This window comes from Enterobacter sp. UCD-UG_FMILLET (assembly GCF_000762975.1).
GTDB lineage: Bacteria > Pseudomonadota > Gammaproteobacteria > Enterobacterales > Enterobacteriaceae > Enterobacter > Enterobacter dykesii.
The window spans coordinates 92040-110474 of record NZ_JRJC01000026.1 but is presented as its reverse complement, the minus strand read 5'-3'; the positions used below and the strand labels follow the sequence as shown (position 1 = coordinate 110474).

General features: G+C 56.6%; 19 protein-coding genes. 6 read left to right on the top strand and 13 right to left on the bottom strand.

The window, feature by feature from the left end; translation table 11 throughout:
• Nucleotides 1–22: 22 nt before the first annotated feature.
• Nucleotides 23–937, bottom strand: a complete 915-nt coding sequence (locus LA04_RS12370; protein WP_047651781.1) for a hypothetical protein — start codon at nt 935–937, stop codon at nt 23–25.
• 15 nt (nt 938–952) lie between these two features.
• Entirely contained in the window at nt 953–2158 is a 1206-nt protein-coding gene (locus LA04_RS12365) for a glycosyltransferase (protein WP_047651780.1), read from the bottom strand.
• Nucleotides 2159–2363: 205 nt separating this feature from the next.
• On the opposite strand from LA04_RS12365, the gene LA04_RS12360 reads away from it, so the two are divergent.
• Nucleotides 2364–3164 carry a glycosyltransferase family 2 protein gene (locus tag LA04_RS12360; RefSeq protein WP_047651779.1) on the top strand — a complete coding sequence of 267 codons (801 nt, stop codon included), beginning with the start codon at nt 2364–2366 and terminating at the stop codon, nt 3162–3164.
• A 3-nt stretch (nt 3165–3167) separates the two neighbouring features.
• Here the strand turns inward: LA04_RS12360 and LA04_RS12355 are convergent, their stop codons facing one another.
• The 3 genes from LA04_RS12355 to gpmM are packed head-to-tail and all read right to left on the bottom strand — an operon-like array spanning nt 3168 to nt 6941.
• Nucleotides 3168–4100 (bottom strand): divergent polysaccharide deacetylase family protein, encoded by a 933-nt coding sequence (locus LA04_RS12355; protein WP_047651778.1) that lies wholly within the window; start codon nt 4098–4100, stop codon nt 3168–3170.
• A 3-nt stretch (nt 4101–4103) separates the two neighbouring features.
• Nucleotides 4104–5363: a murein hydrolase activator EnvC gene (envC, locus tag LA04_RS12350; RefSeq protein ID WP_235211333.1), complete on the bottom strand. Its 1260-nt coding sequence runs from the start codon at nt 5361–5363 to the stop codon at nt 4104–4106.
• 33 nt (nt 5364–5396) lie between these two features.
• Entirely contained in the window at nt 5397–6941 is a 1545-nt protein-coding gene (gene gpmM, locus LA04_RS12345) for a 2,3-bisphosphoglycerate-independent phosphoglycerate mutase (protein WP_047651775.1), read from the bottom strand.
• 247 nt (nt 6942–7188) lie between these two features.
• Here gpmM and LA04_RS12340 point away from each other — a divergent pair, with 247 nt between their 5' ends.
• The 5 genes from LA04_RS12340 (at nt 7189) to cysE (ending at nt 10298) form a co-directional block, all read left to right on the top strand.
• Nucleotides 7189–7620 carry a rhodanese-like domain-containing protein gene (locus tag LA04_RS12340; protein WP_023309913.1) on the top strand — a complete coding sequence of 144 codons (432 nt, stop codon included), beginning with the start codon at nt 7189–7191 and terminating at the stop codon, nt 7618–7620.
• 11 nt (nt 7621–7631) lie between these two features.
• On the top strand, nt 7632–7883 hold the full coding sequence (gene grxC, locus LA04_RS12335) for a glutaredoxin 3 (RefSeq protein WP_023309914.1): 252 nt from the start codon (nt 7632–7634) through the stop codon (nt 7881–7883).
• Between the two features lie 32 nt (nt 7884–7915).
• A complete protein-coding gene (gene secB / locus LA04_RS12330; protein WP_003860835.1) occupies nt 7916–8383 on the top strand; it encodes a protein-export chaperone SecB in 468 nt (155 codons plus the stop codon).
• Entirely contained in the window at nt 8383–9402 is a 1020-nt protein-coding gene (gpsA, locus tag LA04_RS12325; RefSeq protein ID WP_047651774.1) for an NAD(P)H-dependent glycerol-3-phosphate dehydrogenase, read from the top strand. Before secB ends, gpsA begins: the two co-directional genes overlap by 1 nt.
• A 74-nt stretch (nt 9403–9476) precedes the next feature.
• Nucleotides 9477–10298: a serine O-acetyltransferase gene (gene cysE / locus LA04_RS12320; protein WP_008502718.1), complete on the top strand. Its 822-nt coding sequence runs from the start codon at nt 9477–9479 to the stop codon at nt 10296–10298.
• Here the strand turns inward: cysE and trmL are convergent.
• From trmL to mtlD, 8 genes are all read right to left on the bottom strand, one after another.
• Nucleotides 10295–10768 (bottom strand): tRNA (uridine(34)/cytosine(34)/5-carboxymethylaminomethyluridine(34)-2'-O)-methyltransferase TrmL, encoded by a 474-nt coding sequence (gene trmL, locus LA04_RS12315; protein ID WP_033147028.1) that lies wholly within the window; start codon nt 10766–10768, stop codon nt 10295–10297. The genes cysE and trmL overlap by 4 nt on opposite strands.
• 45 nt (nt 10769–10813) lie before the next feature.
• Nucleotides 10814–12154, bottom strand: coding sequence for an MFS transporter (locus LA04_RS12310; RefSeq protein WP_047651773.1), 1341 nt, complete (start codon nt 12152–12154; stop codon nt 10814–10816).
• 182 nt (nt 12155–12336) lie between these two features.
• On the bottom strand, nt 12337–13524 hold the full coding sequence (lldD, locus tag LA04_RS12305) for an FMN-dependent L-lactate dehydrogenase LldD (protein WP_047651772.1): 1188 nt from the start codon (nt 13522–13524) through the stop codon (nt 12337–12339).
• On the bottom strand, nt 13521–14294 hold the full coding sequence (gene lldR / locus LA04_RS12300; protein ID WP_023294814.1) for a transcriptional regulator LldR: 774 nt from the start codon (nt 14292–14294) through the stop codon (nt 13521–13523). Before lldR ends, lldD begins: the two co-directional genes overlap by 4 nt.
• Nucleotides 14291–15946, bottom strand: a complete 1656-nt coding sequence (gene lldP, locus LA04_RS12295) for an L-lactate permease (protein WP_032650757.1) — start codon at nt 15944–15946, stop codon at nt 14291–14293. Before lldP ends, lldR begins: the two co-directional genes overlap by 4 nt.
• Before the next feature lie 271 nt (nt 15947–16217).
• A complete protein-coding gene (locus LA04_RS12290) occupies nt 16218–16580 on the bottom strand; it encodes a YibL family ribosome-associated protein (RefSeq protein WP_010436679.1) in 363 nt (120 codons plus the stop codon).
• A gap of 58 nt (nt 16581–16638) precedes the next feature.
• On the bottom strand, nt 16639–17229 hold the full coding sequence (gene mtlR, locus LA04_RS12285; RefSeq protein ID WP_023309920.1) for a mannitol operon repressor MtlR: 591 nt from the start codon (nt 17227–17229) through the stop codon (nt 16639–16641).
• Nucleotides 17226–18374 carry a mannitol-1-phosphate 5-dehydrogenase gene (gene mtlD, locus LA04_RS12280; RefSeq protein WP_047651770.1) on the bottom strand — a complete coding sequence of 383 codons (1149 nt, stop codon included), beginning with the start codon at nt 18372–18374 and terminating at the stop codon, nt 17226–17228. The genes mtlR and mtlD overlap by 4 nt, the downstream gene beginning before the upstream one ends.
• Between the last annotated feature and the right edge of the window lie 61 nt (nt 18375–18435).

The following is an 18435-nucleotide window of genomic DNA, read 5'->3' as shown; positions in this document are numbered from 1 at the left end:
AAGGGGCCTGAGGCCCCTTTTTTCATTGCTTCTTTTTCTCTTCGTCCGTCAGGTAGCGCACCTTGCGGGTGTAGTCCTGACCTTTGAACAGCAGTTTGTTATCCGGCGATTCAAGATACTTCTGCCATTCGGAGAGAGGGAAACCGCCGTGCGCGCCAATAACCTCTTTCGGTACCACGGCTTCCTGACCGCCGATTTTTTTCGAGACCGGCCAGTTCATCCAGTCACCCAGGTTAACCGTTTTTAAATCCAGCATGTCCAGCAGCGCGGCGAGCGGCAGCTGATCGGTCGGCGGCTGCGTATCATCCATCAGCTCCCAGGTATCCTGGAACAGCGTCAGCCACAGCGGGCAGATACGGCGCCAGGTTTTTTTGGTTGCCGCAAGAAACGCGCCGTTAACGTGATCGACCAGATACGGGCGCACCGTCTCCTTGTAATACGCCGGCACTTTCTCCGCTGGCGCACCGTCCAGCTTGGCAATCATTTTGCCCTGACGGAAGCTGGAGTAGATGTGCATATCGGCCATGTTGATCTCGGGCATCTTGAGCAAGTTGAGATCGGAATCGATCATCAATACGCCTTCACCGCGCGCCTGCAGCGGGGCGTTAAGCTTCACCAGACGGCTGAGATAGATCTGCTTATAGCGGTAACCTTCCTCACGAACCGGAAGATTTAGCGTCACTACGCGGGTTTTAGGCGGCAGTACCCCAAAGGCGGATTCAGGCTGATCGCTGACGATGACGATTTCGCTCACCCCGGTGGCATAACGCTCCGCGAAGGTGGCAGAGAGTAATGCTTCTTCAACGAAATCTGCGCCGGTACACGGAATCACAATAGAATCCACCGCTGCAAGCGCGCCCGTTACGGGCAGAGAGCTGTAAGGAATGTTGTGTCGCCCGGTGATATGACGATAGCGAGCATTAAGAAATTTAAACATAGTTATCTCGTTTGGTTAGTGCGCGCCAAGCACGGCTTCGACACCGCTGACATAGTTTTCGATGGCATAGGTATGACAGACGTTCTGGTATGCAACTGCCGCCAGTCGAGCACGCAGATCCGCGTCTGCCCAGATATTGTCCAGATGCTGTGCAAGCTGTGAAACATCGCTCCAGGGGAAGAGCAGCCCTGTCGAATCATGATCAATCAGTTCCGCCGTGCCGGTCACCTGAGAGCCAATAACGGGGATATTGAGAAGCATCGCTTCCAGCACCACGCGCGGCAGCCCTTCGCTTTTTGAGGCCAGAATAAAGGCGTCAAACGTAGCGAGGTAATCAAATGGGGTATTCTGAAAACCGGTGAAGATGATGCGGGATTCAATTCCCAGCGCTCGGGCCTGTTCTGTTAAAGCGCGGCGTTCGCCACCTTCGCCGACCAGCACCATTTTCCATTTCGCCTCGGGATGCTTCTGGCTGAACTGTGCCAGCGCCTCCAGCGTGTGGTGATTGGCTTTGCGAGGGATTAACGACCCAATACTGCCGAACACAAACGTGTCGTCATCGATGTTCAGGCGCTGGCGCATCGCGCGTCGATCAGGTAAAGGCTGGTGGATGTCGATGGCATTATTGACCGTCGTACACAGTTCGGGCCTGACGCCATGCTGAAGCAACACGCGTTCAACGCCGTGCGAGACGGCGATGATTTTTGTGGCATGGGCATTAACCAGCTTTACCAGCGGCGGGGTCAAAACAGGCTCAATGCGGCAGTGCTGGATCAACCGCGCCTGCAGGTTCGCCGCCGCCAGATAGCCTTCCTCGTTTGAGCCCGGCTGGTTATTCATATAGAGCGTATCGAAACCGCCCTGCGTGAAAAGGGTCTCGATTTTGCTGACGTTAGGCCTGATGCGCCACATGATATCCACGTGACGCGTCAATGCCTTGCGGGCGCTGCGTGAGAAAAACAGCAGGCTACGTCCCGCTTCCTTCAACAATTTGGCCCAGACCGGCTGCGGACGTTGAGGGATCACGATGAGCGGGATGCCGATGCCGTTGAGCACCTGGCCAATCGTCTCACCTTCAGCACGACTATAATCACTGTAAAAACAACAGGTAATATCGAATTTATCGCGATTGATTCGCTTCAGGAGCTCAAGCATACTGTTGGTGCCTCCCCCCCATTCTTTACCCGTATCCAGGAGGAGAATTTTACTTTTGTGCGGCATGTCTGAATCCGTGTGCTACCCTTCACCTGACTGCATTATAAAGAATCTGTTGAAATAAAATAGATTTTTCTATTTTATTGCGTTTCAGGATTAGACCAAATTTCAAGCGTGCTTATTTTAAAAGTGTGAATCAGGACTTTAATCGTCTCTACTCATTTATATAGTATTAATAATATTAATTTAGGCAGCTATTGAGAGTGGGAAAATGTTTAAAATAACGGTCTGCTTATTAACGTTTAATTCTGAAAGATTATTGCATGATGTTATCCCGCCTCTTTTGAAAATAGCGGATGAAATTATCGTGGTCGATTCTGGCAGTACGGACAAAACACGATATATTTGTGAAAGCTTTGGACTGCAACCCGTCTATAAAAAATTTGGCTGGCATGGTGAGCAGATGAACTATGCCATATCCTTAGCCAGCCATGACTGGGTCCTGTGCATCGACAGCGACGAAATACTTGACCAGGAAACGGTGAATGCCGTTTTAACGTTAAAAGCAGGCGATGAGCCTGACCCCGGAATGGCATGGCGAATATGCCGCCACTGGTTTGTTCTGGGTGAAGAAGTCCGGACGATTTATCCTGTTTCATCTCCCGATTATCCTGTGCGTCTTTTTAACCGTAACCAGTCCCGGTTTAATAACAGGCCGGTAGACGATCAGGTCGAAGGTTTTCTCCGTTGTGAACGTATTCCGGGTTATGTAAAACATGATACGTTTCCCACGCTGCATGAGCTTTTTAACAAATTAAATTGTTATACAACCCGCCTGGTTCAACATCAAAAAATACGGCCCTCTATCGGGCGCGGCGTAATCAGCGCCATCGGGGCTTTTTTCAAATGGTATCTGTTTAGCGGCGCCTGGCGTAAGGGCAAAGTGGGGGTGGCGACGGGACTGTATGCCACAGCCTATAGCTTTTTAAAGTATTTCAAATCCTGGTATCAGCATCAGGAAAAAAAAGAGTCCGTTGCTAACGAGCATACGGACTCTCAGATTGCGAAATAAGCGTCAGGCTTTCTTGCCCCATCCCTGCCACTGCTGCTGGACGTACTTCACCAGGGTGCTGTTACTGATGCTGTCTCCGATGACGGAGAAGAAGCGGGTCGCATAGACCGGTTCAGGCGGTTGCTTCGGTACACAGCGCTTCACGCCGCGGAACGGATTACGCGGCGCTGTCGGGACGGGCTGCGCAGAATTTGGTGTAGAGGTATCTACCTGCGGCTCGTTCAGCAGATCGCTCGGACGCACCAGCGTGATATCGGCAGGCAAGGTCGGCAGCATCTGCTGCAGGACGCGAACGGTAGACGGGTGCGGGTGACCGATGGCGATGGCTGAGCCATTGCGGCGGGCCAGCTGTACCGCGCGATTAAACTGCATGCGGATATCGGCTTCGTTCTGGGTATCATCCAGGAACACCTTGCGCTTAATCACCTTTACGCCCGTTCCCTGAGCGGCACGCATCGCCTGGCTGTTGCCGATGGTCATGCTGTCGAGGAAGTAGAGATTGTAACGCTCCAGCGCCTGCATCACTTTGAGCATCCCGTACAGGCTTGATGTCATCGCGCTGCCCATATGGTTGTTCAGCCCTACGGCATACGGCACTTTGTTATAGGCGTCGCGGATGATGCGCTCGATCTCCTCGCTGCTCATGTCCGGGCGCAGGGTATCTTTTTCCAGCGGCTGCTTGCTGAGCGGGGCCATGGGCAGGTGGATCAGCACCTGATGACCGCTGTTATGGGCTTTGGTCGCCATCTCACGCGCGTGGGGCGCATTTGGAAGGACGGCGACAGAGATAGCCGACGGCATCGCCAGCACCTGATTTTCATAGTGTGGACGATAACCGAAGTCATCAATCACGATAGCGAGTTTACCTGCGTATACCGGTGCAGCCAGCGCCAGCGCGCTGACGACGGAGAAAACCATTCGACGAAATTGAAGCAAAACTTATCTTCCCAACCACGGCTGTGGATTGACCGCCTGACCCTGGCGACGAATTTCGAAATAGAGTGACGGGCGGCCCTGACCGCCACTGCTGCCCACAAGGGCGATGGGTTGGCCTGCGCGCACCTGCGTGCCGACGCTGACCAGCGCGCTCTGGTTGTAGCCGTAAAGGCTCATATCACCTTTACCGTGTTCGACCACCACCACCAGTCCGTAACCCTGCAGCCAGTCGGCCAGAATCACGCGGCCATCGGCAATGGCTTTTACTTCGCTACCTTCAGACGCACCGATAACTATCCCTTTCCAACGTAGCTCACCCTGCAGCTGTTCGCCATAGCGATGCAGAATTGAACCGCGAACGGGCCAGAAAGCCTGACCGCGAGGAGAGCCCAAACCGCCGGTACGCGACATAAGGGAACGCTCGCTCTCGCTTGGCTTGTAGGTAGTCCCTTTGCGGGAGGCTTCCTGCTGCTTGTCGCGAACGGCCTGCGCCTCGCGAGCCTCTTTTTCGGCGCGCGCTTTCGCCGCCGCTTCCGCACGAGCGATGCTGTTACGCAGTTTTGATTCGTTGGCGCGCATTTCGCTGAGCTGGCTCTGACCTTCCTGAATGGAGGATTCAAGGCCGGAAAGGGTTTTCTTACGCTCGTTGCGCGCCTGCTCAAGCTTCGCCTGCTGGGCCTGCTGATCGTAGAGCAGCGTCTGCTGCTGGCTCTGTTTCTCTTCCAGCTCGGCTTTTTGCGTGGAGACCTCTTCGCGCGTCTGCTTCAGCTGCGCGATCGTCTCCTGACGCGCCTGGTTGAGATAGCCAAAGTAGGCCTGCAGGCGCTGGCCGCGCTGGCTCTCTTCGCCGCTGAGGATCAGCTGGAGTCCGGTATGTTCACCCTGGCGGAATGCGGCATCAAGCTGTGCGGCAAGATTGCGCTCCTGCGCATCGCGCTGGCGCTCGAGTTTGGCAATCGACGCGTTCATCTCGTCGATCTGTTTGTTCAACTGGGCGAGGGTGTTTTGCGTTTCACGGAGTTTACGCGCGGCGGCGGAGATCGCCTCTTCCTGCTGCTTAAGCTGGGCGAGGAGGGCAGAGCGCTGCTGCTGCTGCTGGCGTACCGCCCGCTCTTTGGCGGCGATATCGGCCTGAATGGATTTCAGCTGGTCGCGGTCATCCGCGTGGGCGGATGCGGCGCACAGCAATACGCCAGCGCTGAGTGCGCTGGCGTAAAACAGAGGTCTGACTGATAACCTAAGCGGCTTCACGACCCATGTGATTGAAAAAATCGCCTTTCCCCTCATGGGGAGCGATTATTCCACGATGAACAGCGGCTTACCAGTCATCTCTTCAGGGATCGGCATACCCATCAGCGACAGCATGGTTGGCGCGATGTCAGAAAGCTTGCCGCCTTCCACTGCTTTCAGTGATTTATCACCCACATAAATCAGCGGAACAGGCAGGTTAGTATGGGCCGTGTGGGCCTGGCCGGTCGCCGGGTCGCGCATCTGTTCAGCGTTACCGTGGTCAGCGGTAATCAGCAGCTGGCCGCCGACGGATTCAACCGCTTTCGCAACCTGCTCAACGCAGTGATCCAGCGCTTCAACCGCCTTCACTGCCGCTTCCATCACCCCGGTATGCCCAACCATGTCGCCGTTCGGGTAGTTACAGATGATGGTGTCGTACTTACCGCTCTCGATGGCCGCAACCAGTTTTTCAGTCAATTCTGCAGAGCTCATTTCTGGCTGCAGATCGTAGGTAGCGACTTTGGGAGAGTTGATCAGAATGCGGTCTTCGCCTTTGAACGGCTCTTCAACGCCGCCGTTAAAGAAGAAGGTCACGTGCGCGTATTTTTCAGTTTCGGAAATACGCAGCTGCGTTTTGTCGTTCTTCGCCATCCACTCGCCGAAGGTATTTGCCAGCGATGCCGGTGGGTAAGCGCAAGGCGCTTTGATGTCTGCGGCGTATTCAGTCAGCTGGATGAAATCGAGTTTCACCACTTTCTTACGGGCAAAACCGTCGAAGTCGCTGTTGACGAAAGCACGGGTAATTTCACGCGCGCGGTCAGCGCGGAAGTTCATGAAGATCAGCGCGTCGCCATCTTCCATGGCGGCGTCGGCCTGGCCTTCAGCACGAATCACGGATGCTTTCACGAATTCGTCGTTTTCATCACGTGCATAGGCCGCTTCCAGCGCTTCAACGGCGGTCGCGAACTGGAACTCACCTTTTGCCTGGGTCATCAGGTCATAGGCCTGTTCAACGCGATCCCAGCGGTTGTCGCGGTCCATAGCGTAGTAACGGCCAATGATGGACGCTACGCGGCCTTTACCCAGCGCTGCGAATTTCTCTTCGAAGGCCTGCAGAGAGCCTTTTGCGCTGCGTGGTGGCGTATCGCGACCATCCAGGAAGGCGTGCAGATAGATTTTTTCCGCACCGCGCTCGGCGGCCAGTTCAACCATCGCCATGATGTGATCTTCGTGGCTGTGAACGCCGCCAGCAGAGAGCAGGCCCATGATGTGTACGGCCTTGCCAGCGGCAACGGCTTTATCGACCGCGCCAGACAGCGTTGGGTTGGAGAAGAAGGTGCGTTCTTTGATTTCAACGTCCAGACGCGTCAGATCCTGATACACAATACGCCCGGCGCCCAGGTTTACGTGACCGACTTCGGAGTTGCCCATCTGGCGGTCCGGCAGGCCCACTTCCAGGCCAGACGCGTCAATCAGCGTATGCGGACGTTTCGCCCACAGGGCATCCATGACCGGGGTTTTGGCGTTGAAAATAGCGTTATCCTGGCTATCTTCACGGTAGCCATAGCCATCCAGAATCACCAGTACCATAGGTTTTTTAGAAACCGACATTGCGACAACCTCATGCTCAAGAGTCAAAATTTGCGTAATTTTACTACAGCTGAATCGATCAAATAGCCGCAGAAGATCAAAGAAAGCGCAGGGGCAAGATGTTCACCAGACCATTTTGAGGCATTTTTTTAGGTGGCATGCCGCAGAAAATGGATTAGGTTATGGTCGCTGGCTGTATTTGCCAGAACGCACAGGTATACTCCTGTCCTGGTTTTTTTTATCACTTAGTCGGGAGTAGTTACCCTCCATGCAAGAAATTATGCAATTCGTTAGCCGCCATCCGGTTCTGAGCATCGCGTGGATTGGCCTGCTGGCTGCTGTGCTGTTCACCACATTTAAGAGCCTGACGTCTAAAATTAAGGTTATCACCCGTGGTGAAGCGACGCGTCTGATCAACAAAGAAGATGCCGTCGTGGTCGATCTGCGTCAGCGTGACGATTTCCGTAAAGGTCACATTGCGGGCGCAATCAACCTGCTGCCAGCTGAAATCAAAGCGAACAACGTCGGTGAGCTTGAGAAACACAAAGCCCAGCCGATTATCGTTGTCGATGCGACCGGCATGCAGGCACAGGAATCTGCCAGCGCGCTTCATAAAGCAGGCTTCGAAAACGTAACGGTGCTGAAAGAAGGTATTTCCGGCTGGAGCGGGGAAAATCTTCCTTTGGTACGCGGTAAATAAGGAGTTCAGTCATGGCCAATATTGAGATCTATACCAAAGCGACGTGCCCGTTCTGTCATCGTGCGAAAGCGCTGCTGAACAGCAAAGGCGTCACGTTCCAGGAACTGCCGATCGACGGTGACGCGATTAAACGCGAAGAGATGATCAAACGTAGTGGTCGCACGACGGTTCCGCAGATTTTTATTGATGCGCAGCACATTGGCGGCTGTGATGACTTGTATGCGCTCGACGCCCGTGGTGGACTCGATCCGCTGCTGAGCTAAGAGACTTTAGGACAATTAAAAAGGGTATTTCCATGTCAGAACAAAACAACACCGAAATGACTTTCCAGATCCAGCGTATCTACACCAAGGACGTCTCTTTCGAAGCGCCAAATGCGCCACATGTTTTCCAGAAAGACTGGCAGCCAGAGGTTAAACTTGATCTGGATACCGCATCTACCCAGCTGGCAGATGACGTGTATGAAGTCGTGCTGCGTGTGACCGTTACCGCGTCCCTGGGCGAAGAAACTGCATTCCTGTGTGAAGTTCAGCAGGGCGGTATCTTCTCTATCGGCGGTATCGAAGGCAACCAGATGGCGCATTGCCTGGGTGCGTACTGCCCGAACATTCTGTTCCCGTATGCGCGTGAATGCATCACCAGCCTGGTTTCTCGCGGTACATTCCCGCAACTGAACCTTGCGCCAGTTAACTTTGATGCGCTGTTCATGAACTATCTGCAGCAGCAAGCTGGCGAAGGTGCTGAACAACATCAGGATGCCTGATGAGCACTGTTAATGCGTCAATGACTGTGATCGGTGCCGGCTCATACGGCACCGCTCTTGCCATCACGCTGGCAAGAAATGGTCACGATGTGGTCCTCTGGGGCCACGATCCAAAACATATCGCAACGCTGCAACGCGACCGTTGTAACGTGGCGTTTCTTCCGGACGTTCCGTTCCCCGACTCCCTGCACCTTGAAAGCGACCTTGCTACCGCGCTGGCGGCCAGCCGCAACATTCTGATTGTGGTCCCGAGCCATGTATTTGGCGACGTGCTGCGTCAGATTAAGCCGCTGATGCGCCCGGATGCGCGCATTGTCTGGGCGACAAAAGGACTGGAAGCCGAAACCGGACGACTGCTGCAGGACGTCGCCCGCGAAGCGCTGGGTGATGCGATCCCGCTGGCGGTCATCTCCGGCCCGACCTTTGCCAAAGAGCTGGCCGCTGGCCTGCCGACGGCGATTTCGCTGGCCTCCACCGATCGGGCCTTCTCCGACGATCTTCAACAGCTGCTGCACTGCGGTAAGAGCTTCCGCGTCTACAGCAACCCCGATTTTATCGGCGTGCAGCTGGGCGGTGCGGTGAAGAACGTGATTGCGATTGGGGCAGGGATGTCAGACGGCATTGGTTTTGGTGCGAATGCGCGTACGGCGCTGATCACCCGAGGGCTGACCGAGATGTCCCGCCTGGGCGAAGCGCTGGGTGCCGATCCGGCCACCTTTATGGGGATGGCTGGCCTGGGCGATCTGGTGCTGACCTGTACCGACAACCAGTCTCGTAACCGCCGCTTTGGCATGATGCTCGGACAGGGCAGCGATGTGAAAGGCGCGCAGGAGAAGATTGGTCAGGTGGTTGAAGGCTACCGCAATACCAAGGAAGTCCGCGAGTTGGCGCACCGTTTCGGTGTCGAAATGCCAATAACCGAGGAAATTTATCAGGTATTGTATTGCGGAAAAAATGCGCGCGAGGCAGCATTGACCTTATTAGGTCGTGCGCGCAAGGACGAGCGCAGCAGTAACTAGTCGGAACCGTTGTCACCTGAATGACCCAGCCAGCGCAGAACTGGCTGGTCATTAACTATCGTCTGGAGTAAGCAATGCCGTGTGAAGAACTGGATATCGTCTGGAACAATATTAAAGCCGAAGCCCGGGCGCTGGCCGACTGTGAGCCTATGCTGGCCAGTTTCTACCACGCAACGCTACTTAAGCACGAAAATCTCGGCAGCGCGCTGAGCTATATGCTCGCCAACAAGCTGGCTTCCTCGATCATGCCCGCTATCGCTATTCGTGAAGTGGTGGAAGAGGCTTACGCCGCAGACCCGGAAATGATCGCCTCTGCCGCCTGCGATATTCAGGCCGTGCGCACGCGTGACCCGGCGGTCGATAAATATTCTACGCCGCTGCTGTACCTGAAAGGCTTCCACGCCCTGCAGGCTTACCGCATCGGCCACTGGCTGTGGAATGAAGGCCGCCGCGCGCTGGCGATCTTCCTGCAAAACCAGGTTTCCGTGACGTTCCAGGTCGATATTCACCCGGCTGCGAAAATTGGCCGCGGGATCATGCTCGACCACGCCACCGGGATTGTCGTCGGGGAAACGGCGGTCATTGAAGATGACGTCTCGATCCTGCAGTCGGTTACCCTGGGCGGTACCGGTAAAACCAGCGGCGATCGCCATCCGAAAATCCGTGAAGGGGTGATGATTGGCGCGGGTGCCAAAATCCTTGGCAATATCGAAGTCGGGCGCGGCGCGAAGATTGGCGCAGGCTCCGTGGTGCTCCAGCCCGTACCGCCGCATACCACCGCCGCTGGCGTACCGGCGCGCATCGTCGGTAAACCAGACAGCGACAAGCCGTCCATGGACATGGATCAGCACTTCAACGGCATTCACCATACCTTCGAGTATGGCGACGGCATTTAACTTCTGAGAATGGCGCCCGGATATCCCAGCTGGCGCCAGGCTTCATACACCACCACCGACACCGCGTTCGATAGGTTCATGCTGCGGCTGTCCGGCATCATCGGAATACGGATTTTCTGCTCAGCGGGCAGGGCATCCAGGATCGTGGCCGGCAGGCCGCGGGTTTCCGGGCCAAACATCAGATAGTCACCTGCCTGATAGCTCACGGCGCTGTGCGCTGGCGTGCCTTTGGTGGTCAGGGCGAACATGCGCTGCGGCTTCTCTGCTTCCAGAAACGCAGCGTAATCGTGATGGCGAACGACGGCGGTAAATTCATGATAATCCAGCCCTGCGCGACGCAGGCGTTTGTCGTCCCACGTAAAGCCCATCGGCTCAATGATATGCAGACGAAAACCGGTGTTGGCACACAGGCGGATAATATTGCCGGTATTCGGCGGAATTTCTGGTTCGAATAAAACGATGTTAAGCATGCTGCCCCCTTAATTGCGGGGGCAGAATAGCAGAAAAGAGAGGAACTACGCGACGCCGGGTTCCTGCGAGCGGCTGTACAGCATTTTGTAGACGGTTGCCGCAGCGGCCACCAGAGCGGGCACGCTGAGGATCATTAAAATACTGTCTGCCTGCCACTGCATAGCGAGAAGCTGGGCGCTGGTCATGGTTCCCGCCACGCCGCCAAAGCGGCCGATCCCCTGCATCCAGGCGATGCCCGTCGCGCGGCACTCGGTAGGGTAAAAGGTGGCGGCCAGGGTTTGCATGCCCGATTGCGCGCCGTTCATCGCGATCCCCATCAGGAAAATCAGCCCGCCAAACAGGGCGATATGGTTATGCTCAATGCCAAGCAAAAGAATGAGGCCCATTGTCAGCACGAAACCACACGCGACCACTTTATGCGCTTCCCAGCGGTCCATCATCCAGCCCGCGAGCAGAATGCCTGCGGTGCCGCCGAAGGTGAACAGCGAGGTGAGCCAGGCGGATTCCGCCAGCGCATAGCCCATCTCCTGCATCAGCGTTGGCATCCAGCTAAGCAGGACGTAGTAAATCACCAGCCCCATAAAATAGGTCACCCACAGCATCAGGGTGCCGGGCAGCCAGGGCATGGAAAAGAGCTGCGACACGCTCCCTTTTTTAGAGGCGAGCTTCTCCTCCGCCAGGAAGAAGCCCGTGACGCTATCCAGCGTGCTGCGGGCGAACCGGCTGGCGATACGGCTGACCTGCATGACGTCTTTCCCGCGCTGCACCAGAAACTTCACGGACTCCGGTAAAAACAGCGCCAGCAGCAGTGTTAAAACCAGCGGCGCAATCGCCCCGGTCAGCAGCACGCTTCGCCAGCCGTGGTGGGGGATAAGCCAGGAAGAGATCGCGCCGCCGCCCGCCGCGCCCAGAGGGAAGCCGCAGTACATGGTATTAATCGCCATGGCGCGACAGCGCTGGGGGGCAAACTCGGAGATCAGCGTAATGGCGTTAGGCATTGCGGCACCGAGGCCCAGGCCCGTCAGAAAGCGCCACAGCGTGAGCGTATTCAGACTTTGCGCCCAGGCCGTCCCCAGGCTCGCAAGGCCGAAGAACAGGCACGAAAAAACCAGCACGCGCTTGCGCCCCATCCGGTCCGATACCGGACCGGCAATCAGCGCACCCAGCGATAGCCCCAGCAGCGCCGCGCTCAGCACCGGACCCAGATCCTGTTTGTGTATCCCCCATTCTGCCGACAGCGTAGGCGCGATGTAACCCATCGCCGCCGTATCAAAACCATCGATCGCCAGAACCAGAAAGCCCAGCACAATGAGCAGCCAGTGAAACCCTGAAAAGGGACTCTCATCGATCACCTGCTGAATATCCACCTTACCTGAATATGCCATACGCTCCACTCCGATCTGATGTTGTTTTTGTGTTCTTGTATTTGCTTGTCTATACAATTGCGGACGGCAGGTGGATGTCAAATTTTCTTATCCAATATGTTATATGGATGTTATTTTTGGCGTAAAAAAGCGCCCGAGGGGGAAATCGGGCGCGAGAAAAAGGTGTATTAACGGAGGAGAATTTAGGCCGCGTTTCCCTGAGCAAGTGGCGCCAGCGCCGCCGGTAATTTGCTTAACTCCTGCACCAGAGAATCCTTACTGATTTCGCTAATCGTTCTTGCACCTGTCAGCGTCATCGCCACCTTCATCTCTTTTTCGATCAGGTTGAGCAGATTCGCCACCCCTGCCTGGCCCGCCGTCGCCAGCGCATACAGATACGCGCGCCCCAGCAGCACGCTGTCAGCGCCCAGCGCAATCATGCGCACCACGTCCAGCCCGTTGCGGATGCCGCTGTCGGCCAGGATCGCAATATCGCCTTTCACCGCATCGGCGATGGCCGGCAGGGCGCGGGCGGAGGAGAGCACCCCGTCAAGCTGGCGTCCGCCGTGGTTAGAGACCACAATCCCGTCTGCGCCAAAGCGCACCGCGTCGCGGGCATCTTCCGGGTCGAGGATCCCTTTGATCACCATCGGGCCGTCCCAGAACTCGCGGATCCACTCCAGGTCTTTCCACGAGATCGACGGATCGAAGTTGTTCGCCAGCCAGCCAATGTAATCCTCCAGTCCGGTCGGTTTACCGAGGTATGCCGAGATATTGCCCAGATCGTGCGGACGACCGTGCAGGCCGACATCCCACGCCCACTGCGGATGCGTAACCGCCTGCCAGTAGCGGCGGAGCGCAGCATTCGGGCCGCTCATGCCGGAGTGGGCATCACGATAGCGCGCGCCGGGCGTCGGCATATCGACGGTAAAGACCAGCGTGGAGCAGCCCGCCGCTTTGGCGCGCTCCAGCGCGTTGCGCATAAAGCCGCGATCGCGCAGGACGTACAGCTGGAACCACATCGGGCGCTTGATGGTCGGGGCGACCTCTTCAATCGGGCAGACGGACACGGTGGAAAGGGTAAACGGAATGCCTTTGGCATCCGCTGCCGCTGCCGCCTGCACTTCACCGCGGCGGGCATACATGCCGCATAAGCCTACAGGCGCGAGCGCCACGGGCATGGAGAGCGTTTCGTTGAACAGCTTTGTCTCAAGGCTCAGGTCAGACATATTCTTCAGCACGCGCTGGCGCAGAGCCACCTCCGACAGATCTTCCACGTTGCGGCGCAGGGTGTATTCGGCATACGCCCCGCCGTCGATATAGTGGAACAGGAACGGGGGCAAAATGCGCTGCGCCGCGGCGCGATAGTCACTGGCTGCTGAAATGATCATGCTTTGTTCTCCCTGGAAATATCACTGTCGCCAGGCAGACGGGTAATACGCGCCTGTCGGGCCTGGTCTTCATCGAATCGTTTAATGGTGGTGTGCACGAAACCGAGATGCGCCATCATCGCTTTGCGCGCGGCCTCGGCATCACCGGCCAGAATGGCGTTGAGCACCGCCTCGTGTTGTTCGGTCAGCTGGGCAAACACCGGCGGAACCAGATACATGCGCTGGCGGCTCTGCTTCACGGAGGATTGCAGCAGGTCGAAGAACCCGCGCATGGTCTGAAGCAGCACCACGTTGTGCGACGCCTCGGCAATCGCCAGGTGAAAACGGACGTCCGCCTGGGAGGCGATATCCGGGTCGCTGCTTTGCGTGGCCTCAAAGCAGGCGATGAGTTTCTCTTTGTCGGCGTCGGTTGCCCGCATGGCCGCGTGCCAGGCGGTACTGGTTTCGATGGCGTGACGCGCTTCAAGGATGTCGAAGCTGTAGTCCGGGTCGTTCTCCATCAGCGTCTTCAGCGGCTGCACGATGTTTTGCTCGGACCAGTCGTCATGCTGCCAGCGCACAAAGGTGCCGCCGCCGCGACGGCTCACCAGCACACCTTCGCTGACCAGCGTCGCCAGCGCCTCGCGCAGTGAATTGCGCGACACGCCAAGCTGGGCGGCAAGCTGGCGTTCGGCGGGCAGCTTCATGCCCGCTTCCAGCTGTTGTTCTTCAATCAGCGCCCGCACGCGAGAGGCAATCTCGTCGGACAGGCGTCTGGGCATCACTATCATGGGATCATCCAGGTTAAGACATAGGCCTGCAGGGTGGTGATCACCCCGACCATGCAGGTGAATATCAGGCTGTGTTTCACGGTAAAGCGGAACAGATCCGACTCTTTACCGACCAGTCCCACCGCCGCACAGGCAATGGCGATGGATTGTGGAGAGATCATTTTCCCGGTCACGCCGCCGGTGGTATTCGCGGCCACCAGCAGGACGTCCGACACGCCAATCTGCTGGGCTGCCGTGGCCTGCAGCGCGGCAAACAGGGCGTTAGACGAGGTATCGGAACCGGTCAGGAACACCCCCAGCCAGCCGAGGAACGGCGAGAAGAAGGTGAAGGCGTGGCTGGTATGGGCCAGCGCCAGCGCCAGCGTCGATGACAGGCCGGAGTAGTTCGAGATAAACGCGAACGCCAGCACCATGCCGATGGAGTAAATCGGCAGCATCAGCTCTTTAATGGTCGCCGCAAAGGTCTGCACCGCGGCCGCAGGCTTCATGCGCAGCCACACTACGGAAAGGATAGCGGCAAACAGGATGGCGGTACCGGTGGCGGAGAACCAGTCGAATTTATAGACCGCGGCATACGGCGTAGCGGCGTGCACCACCGGCGGCATACGGGCGACCATTTTGTCGAGGAACGGTACGGAGATGTTAATCACCATGTCGTACAGCGCGCCGCCCGGGGCGAACAGGGCTTTAAACGGCGGGATGCTCCACAGGGTGACCGTTGCGGTCAGGAACAGGAACGGCGACCAGGCGCGGATCACCTGTCCTGCCGTATAGCCCGTACGGGCCAGGGTTTGATCGACCTGCGAGGCGCCCATGTCGGCGAAGCGGAAGATACGTACCGGCTGCCAGCGTTTCAGGAACAGCGTCAGACAGACCAGCGACACCAGCGAGGAGATGATGTCCGGCAGCTCCGGGCCGAGGAAGTTCGAGCTGAGGTATTGAGCGATAGCGAACGAACCGCCCGCCACCATCACTGCAGGCCAGGTCTCCTTCACGCCGCGCCAGCCGTCCATAATCGCCATGATCCAGAACAGGACGATAATGGTCAGGAAGGGCAGCTGGCGGCCAACCATCTGGCCGATCTCGAAGCTGTCCAGCCCGGTGACCTGTCCGGCCACCAGAATCGGAATACCCATCGCGCCAAACGCAACCGGCGCGGTGTTCACAATCAGGCACAGGCCCGCGGCATAGAGCGGGTTAAAGCCCAGACCCACCAGCAGCGCGGCGGTGATCGCCACCGGTGCGCCAAAGCCTGCCGCGCCTTCCAGAAATGCCCCGAAGGAGAAGCCGACAATCAGCATCTGCAGGCGCTGGTCTGGAGTAATGGAAAGAATCGACGAGCGGATTATGTCGAACTGCCCGGTTTTCACCGAGATTTTATAGACAAACACCGCGGCGATAATGATCCACGCAATCGGCCACAGGCCGTAGAAGAAACCGTAGACAACGGAGGCCAGCGCGCGATCGACCGGCATTTTGTAGAAGAACAGCGCCACCATCAGGGCGATGGCAACGGTATACGTCGCGGCGAGGTAGCCCTTCAGCTTGAGCTTAATCAGCGCAAAGAAGAAGAACAGGATCGGAAGCGATGCGATCAGGCTCGACAGCCAGATATTTCCGGCCGGGTCGTAGTTTTGTTGCCAGAGGCTCATGCAGGTCTCCTGGGGACCAGACAGCCTGCGCTGCGGGTGAGTCTCCGCTCAACTCTGCGTCACAGGTTGTGTAAAAGTGGTCCTGCCAATGTTGTGTTGTAGGGTTAATGACAATGAATGGTTAACCAAATGTTATGAGTGGGCAATGAGTTTGTGAGCGGAAATAATGGAATTGTGAACCGGGGAAGGATTGGTTGCGCTATTGGTTGGACCAATTCACACGAAGGGGAAAAGAGTAGGCCGGGTAAGCGCAGCGCCACCCGGCATGAAATCAGAACGCGGTCTTACAAAAACCCGTCATCTCTTTCAGGCCCATTTCGCGGCCAAGCTCAGTCATCGGGTGTACCACCACCAGACCACGGACGCTTTTTTTCAGCTTGCCCATGTCGGCCTGTTCTTTTTTGGTGATCGCGCGGCGGTGCGGCATGTTCATCAGCTTCTGCGCTTCTTTGCTCAGCTTCTGGCCTTTCACTTCGCGCAGGCGCTCGATTTCTGTTTCCAGCGTGGCGGCTTCTTTTTCCAGCTCGGCGTACTTCTCGGCGGAATCGACCAGTGACAGGCCAGCCATCTGGTGGCGGATCAGATCCAGGCGATCGCTCAGGCGTTTAATTTCGTTCTTTTCGACTTCTTTCATGACAAATAACTCTGAAAACGGGGAATTTACAGGGAAGGATACACCAATGTGAGCAGGCTTACTTCTGAAACGCTTTTTTTAAGCTGATTCGGGAAATCAGCTCAGTCAGGGAGAGAACCATCGTGGAACGGACAACCTGTTGATAACGCAGCTTTTGCATCGCGTAGAGCTCAGGGTCGCTGTTATCAAAATGGGGCGCAGGGGGCAGCGCGGTGACGCAGTGCAGCTCGCCGAAGGGCCCCAGGATCTCATCATCGGTAAAGGTGTACTCGTTACCGTCATGATTGAGCTCTTCGCGCAGCGCCATTAACAGCTCCGCATCTTCATACTCTTGTCGGTTGAGCACGCCAAGACCATAAATCAGCTTCAGACGCACGGATAGATCGCCCAGCGGTCCGTCTCCGTCCAGTAACGGTTCTACAGCATACTTTACCGCGTAGTCGTCTTTGCGAAACACCTGAAGCACCAGGATATTCACCGCCTCGGTTAATAGCTCGACGGCGGCAATCAGGAAGCTTCGTACGGTTTTGCCAGCATTCAGACGCTCAAGCACACGATTTTCAAAGGCCTGGGTTTGTTCCATTATTGCCTGCATATCTGACAATCTATTATTTGGGCGCAGGTTAACCTGCGCCGCACTGTGCATCATTTGGTTGCGTTGTATGCGTTAACCGCCTCCACAACCACGTCGCTGTTGGCGTCCAGACCGGAAATCTGCGCCAGCGCAGCCTGCGCGCCTTTGTCATCAATCAGCTGAGCCAGTTCCTGCGCCTGTGGGTCCTGCTCGCTGCGGTAGTGCATCGCGGCGGCAATCCCTTTCACCAGGTTGGCGTGCGGCAGGCCGTATTCAAGCGTGCCCAGCAGCGGCTTAATCAGACGGTCGCCTGCGCTCAGTTTGCGCAGAGGCTGACGGCCCACGCGCTCAACGTCATCTTTCAGATACGGGTTTTCAAAGCGACCGAGGATTTTCTGGATGTATGCTGCGTGTTTCTCAGCATCAAAACCGTAGCGTTTGAACAGCACCGCGCCGCTCTCTTCCATTGCCCCTTTTACCACCGCGCGGATCTTCTCATCGAGGATCGCGTCACGAATGGTCTGATGACCGGCCAATTTTCCGAGGTACGCGGTTATAGCATGCCCGGTGTTCAGCGTGAAGAGCTTGCGCTCGACAAATGCCATCAGGTTATCGGTTAATTCCATTCCCGGAATGGTCGGCAGGGCGCCTTTAAACTGGGTTTTATCAACGATCCACTCGCTGAAGGTTTCCACGGTCACTTCCAGCGGATCGTTGGTGGCGGATTCAGAAGGTGGGACGATGCGGTCCACGGCGGAATCCACAAAACCCACGTGCGCTTCAACCCAGGCTTTGTCTTCGTCCGCTACAGCGTTAAGAACGTGGCCTTTCAGCTGCGTGGTGCCGCGCACCATGTTTTCACAGGCGATGATATTCAGCGGGGTGTCGATACCCTGCGCTTTACGTTTTGCCAGGCCTTTCGCGACCGCAGGGGCGATGCGCTCAAGCACAACCGGGCCCACGGCGGTGGTGACCAGATCGACGCTGGCGATCAGGTCGATAACGTCTTCGCCGATGCTGCTGACCGCATTGACGCCGGATACCGTCTCAACCTGTTCGTTTTCGCCCACCACATGGACCTGATAGCTATGACGCGCATTCAGGGCATCCAGGACCACCTGATTCACATCGGCGAATGTCAGCGTAATGCCCGCGTCTGCCAGCAGTTTACCGATAAAACCACGACCGATATTACCTGCGCCAAAATGTAATGCTTTCATAGTGTTAACCTTCATCAATGTTTTTACCCGAGAGGGCTGGGGTGAGGAACGTTTCCCCTCA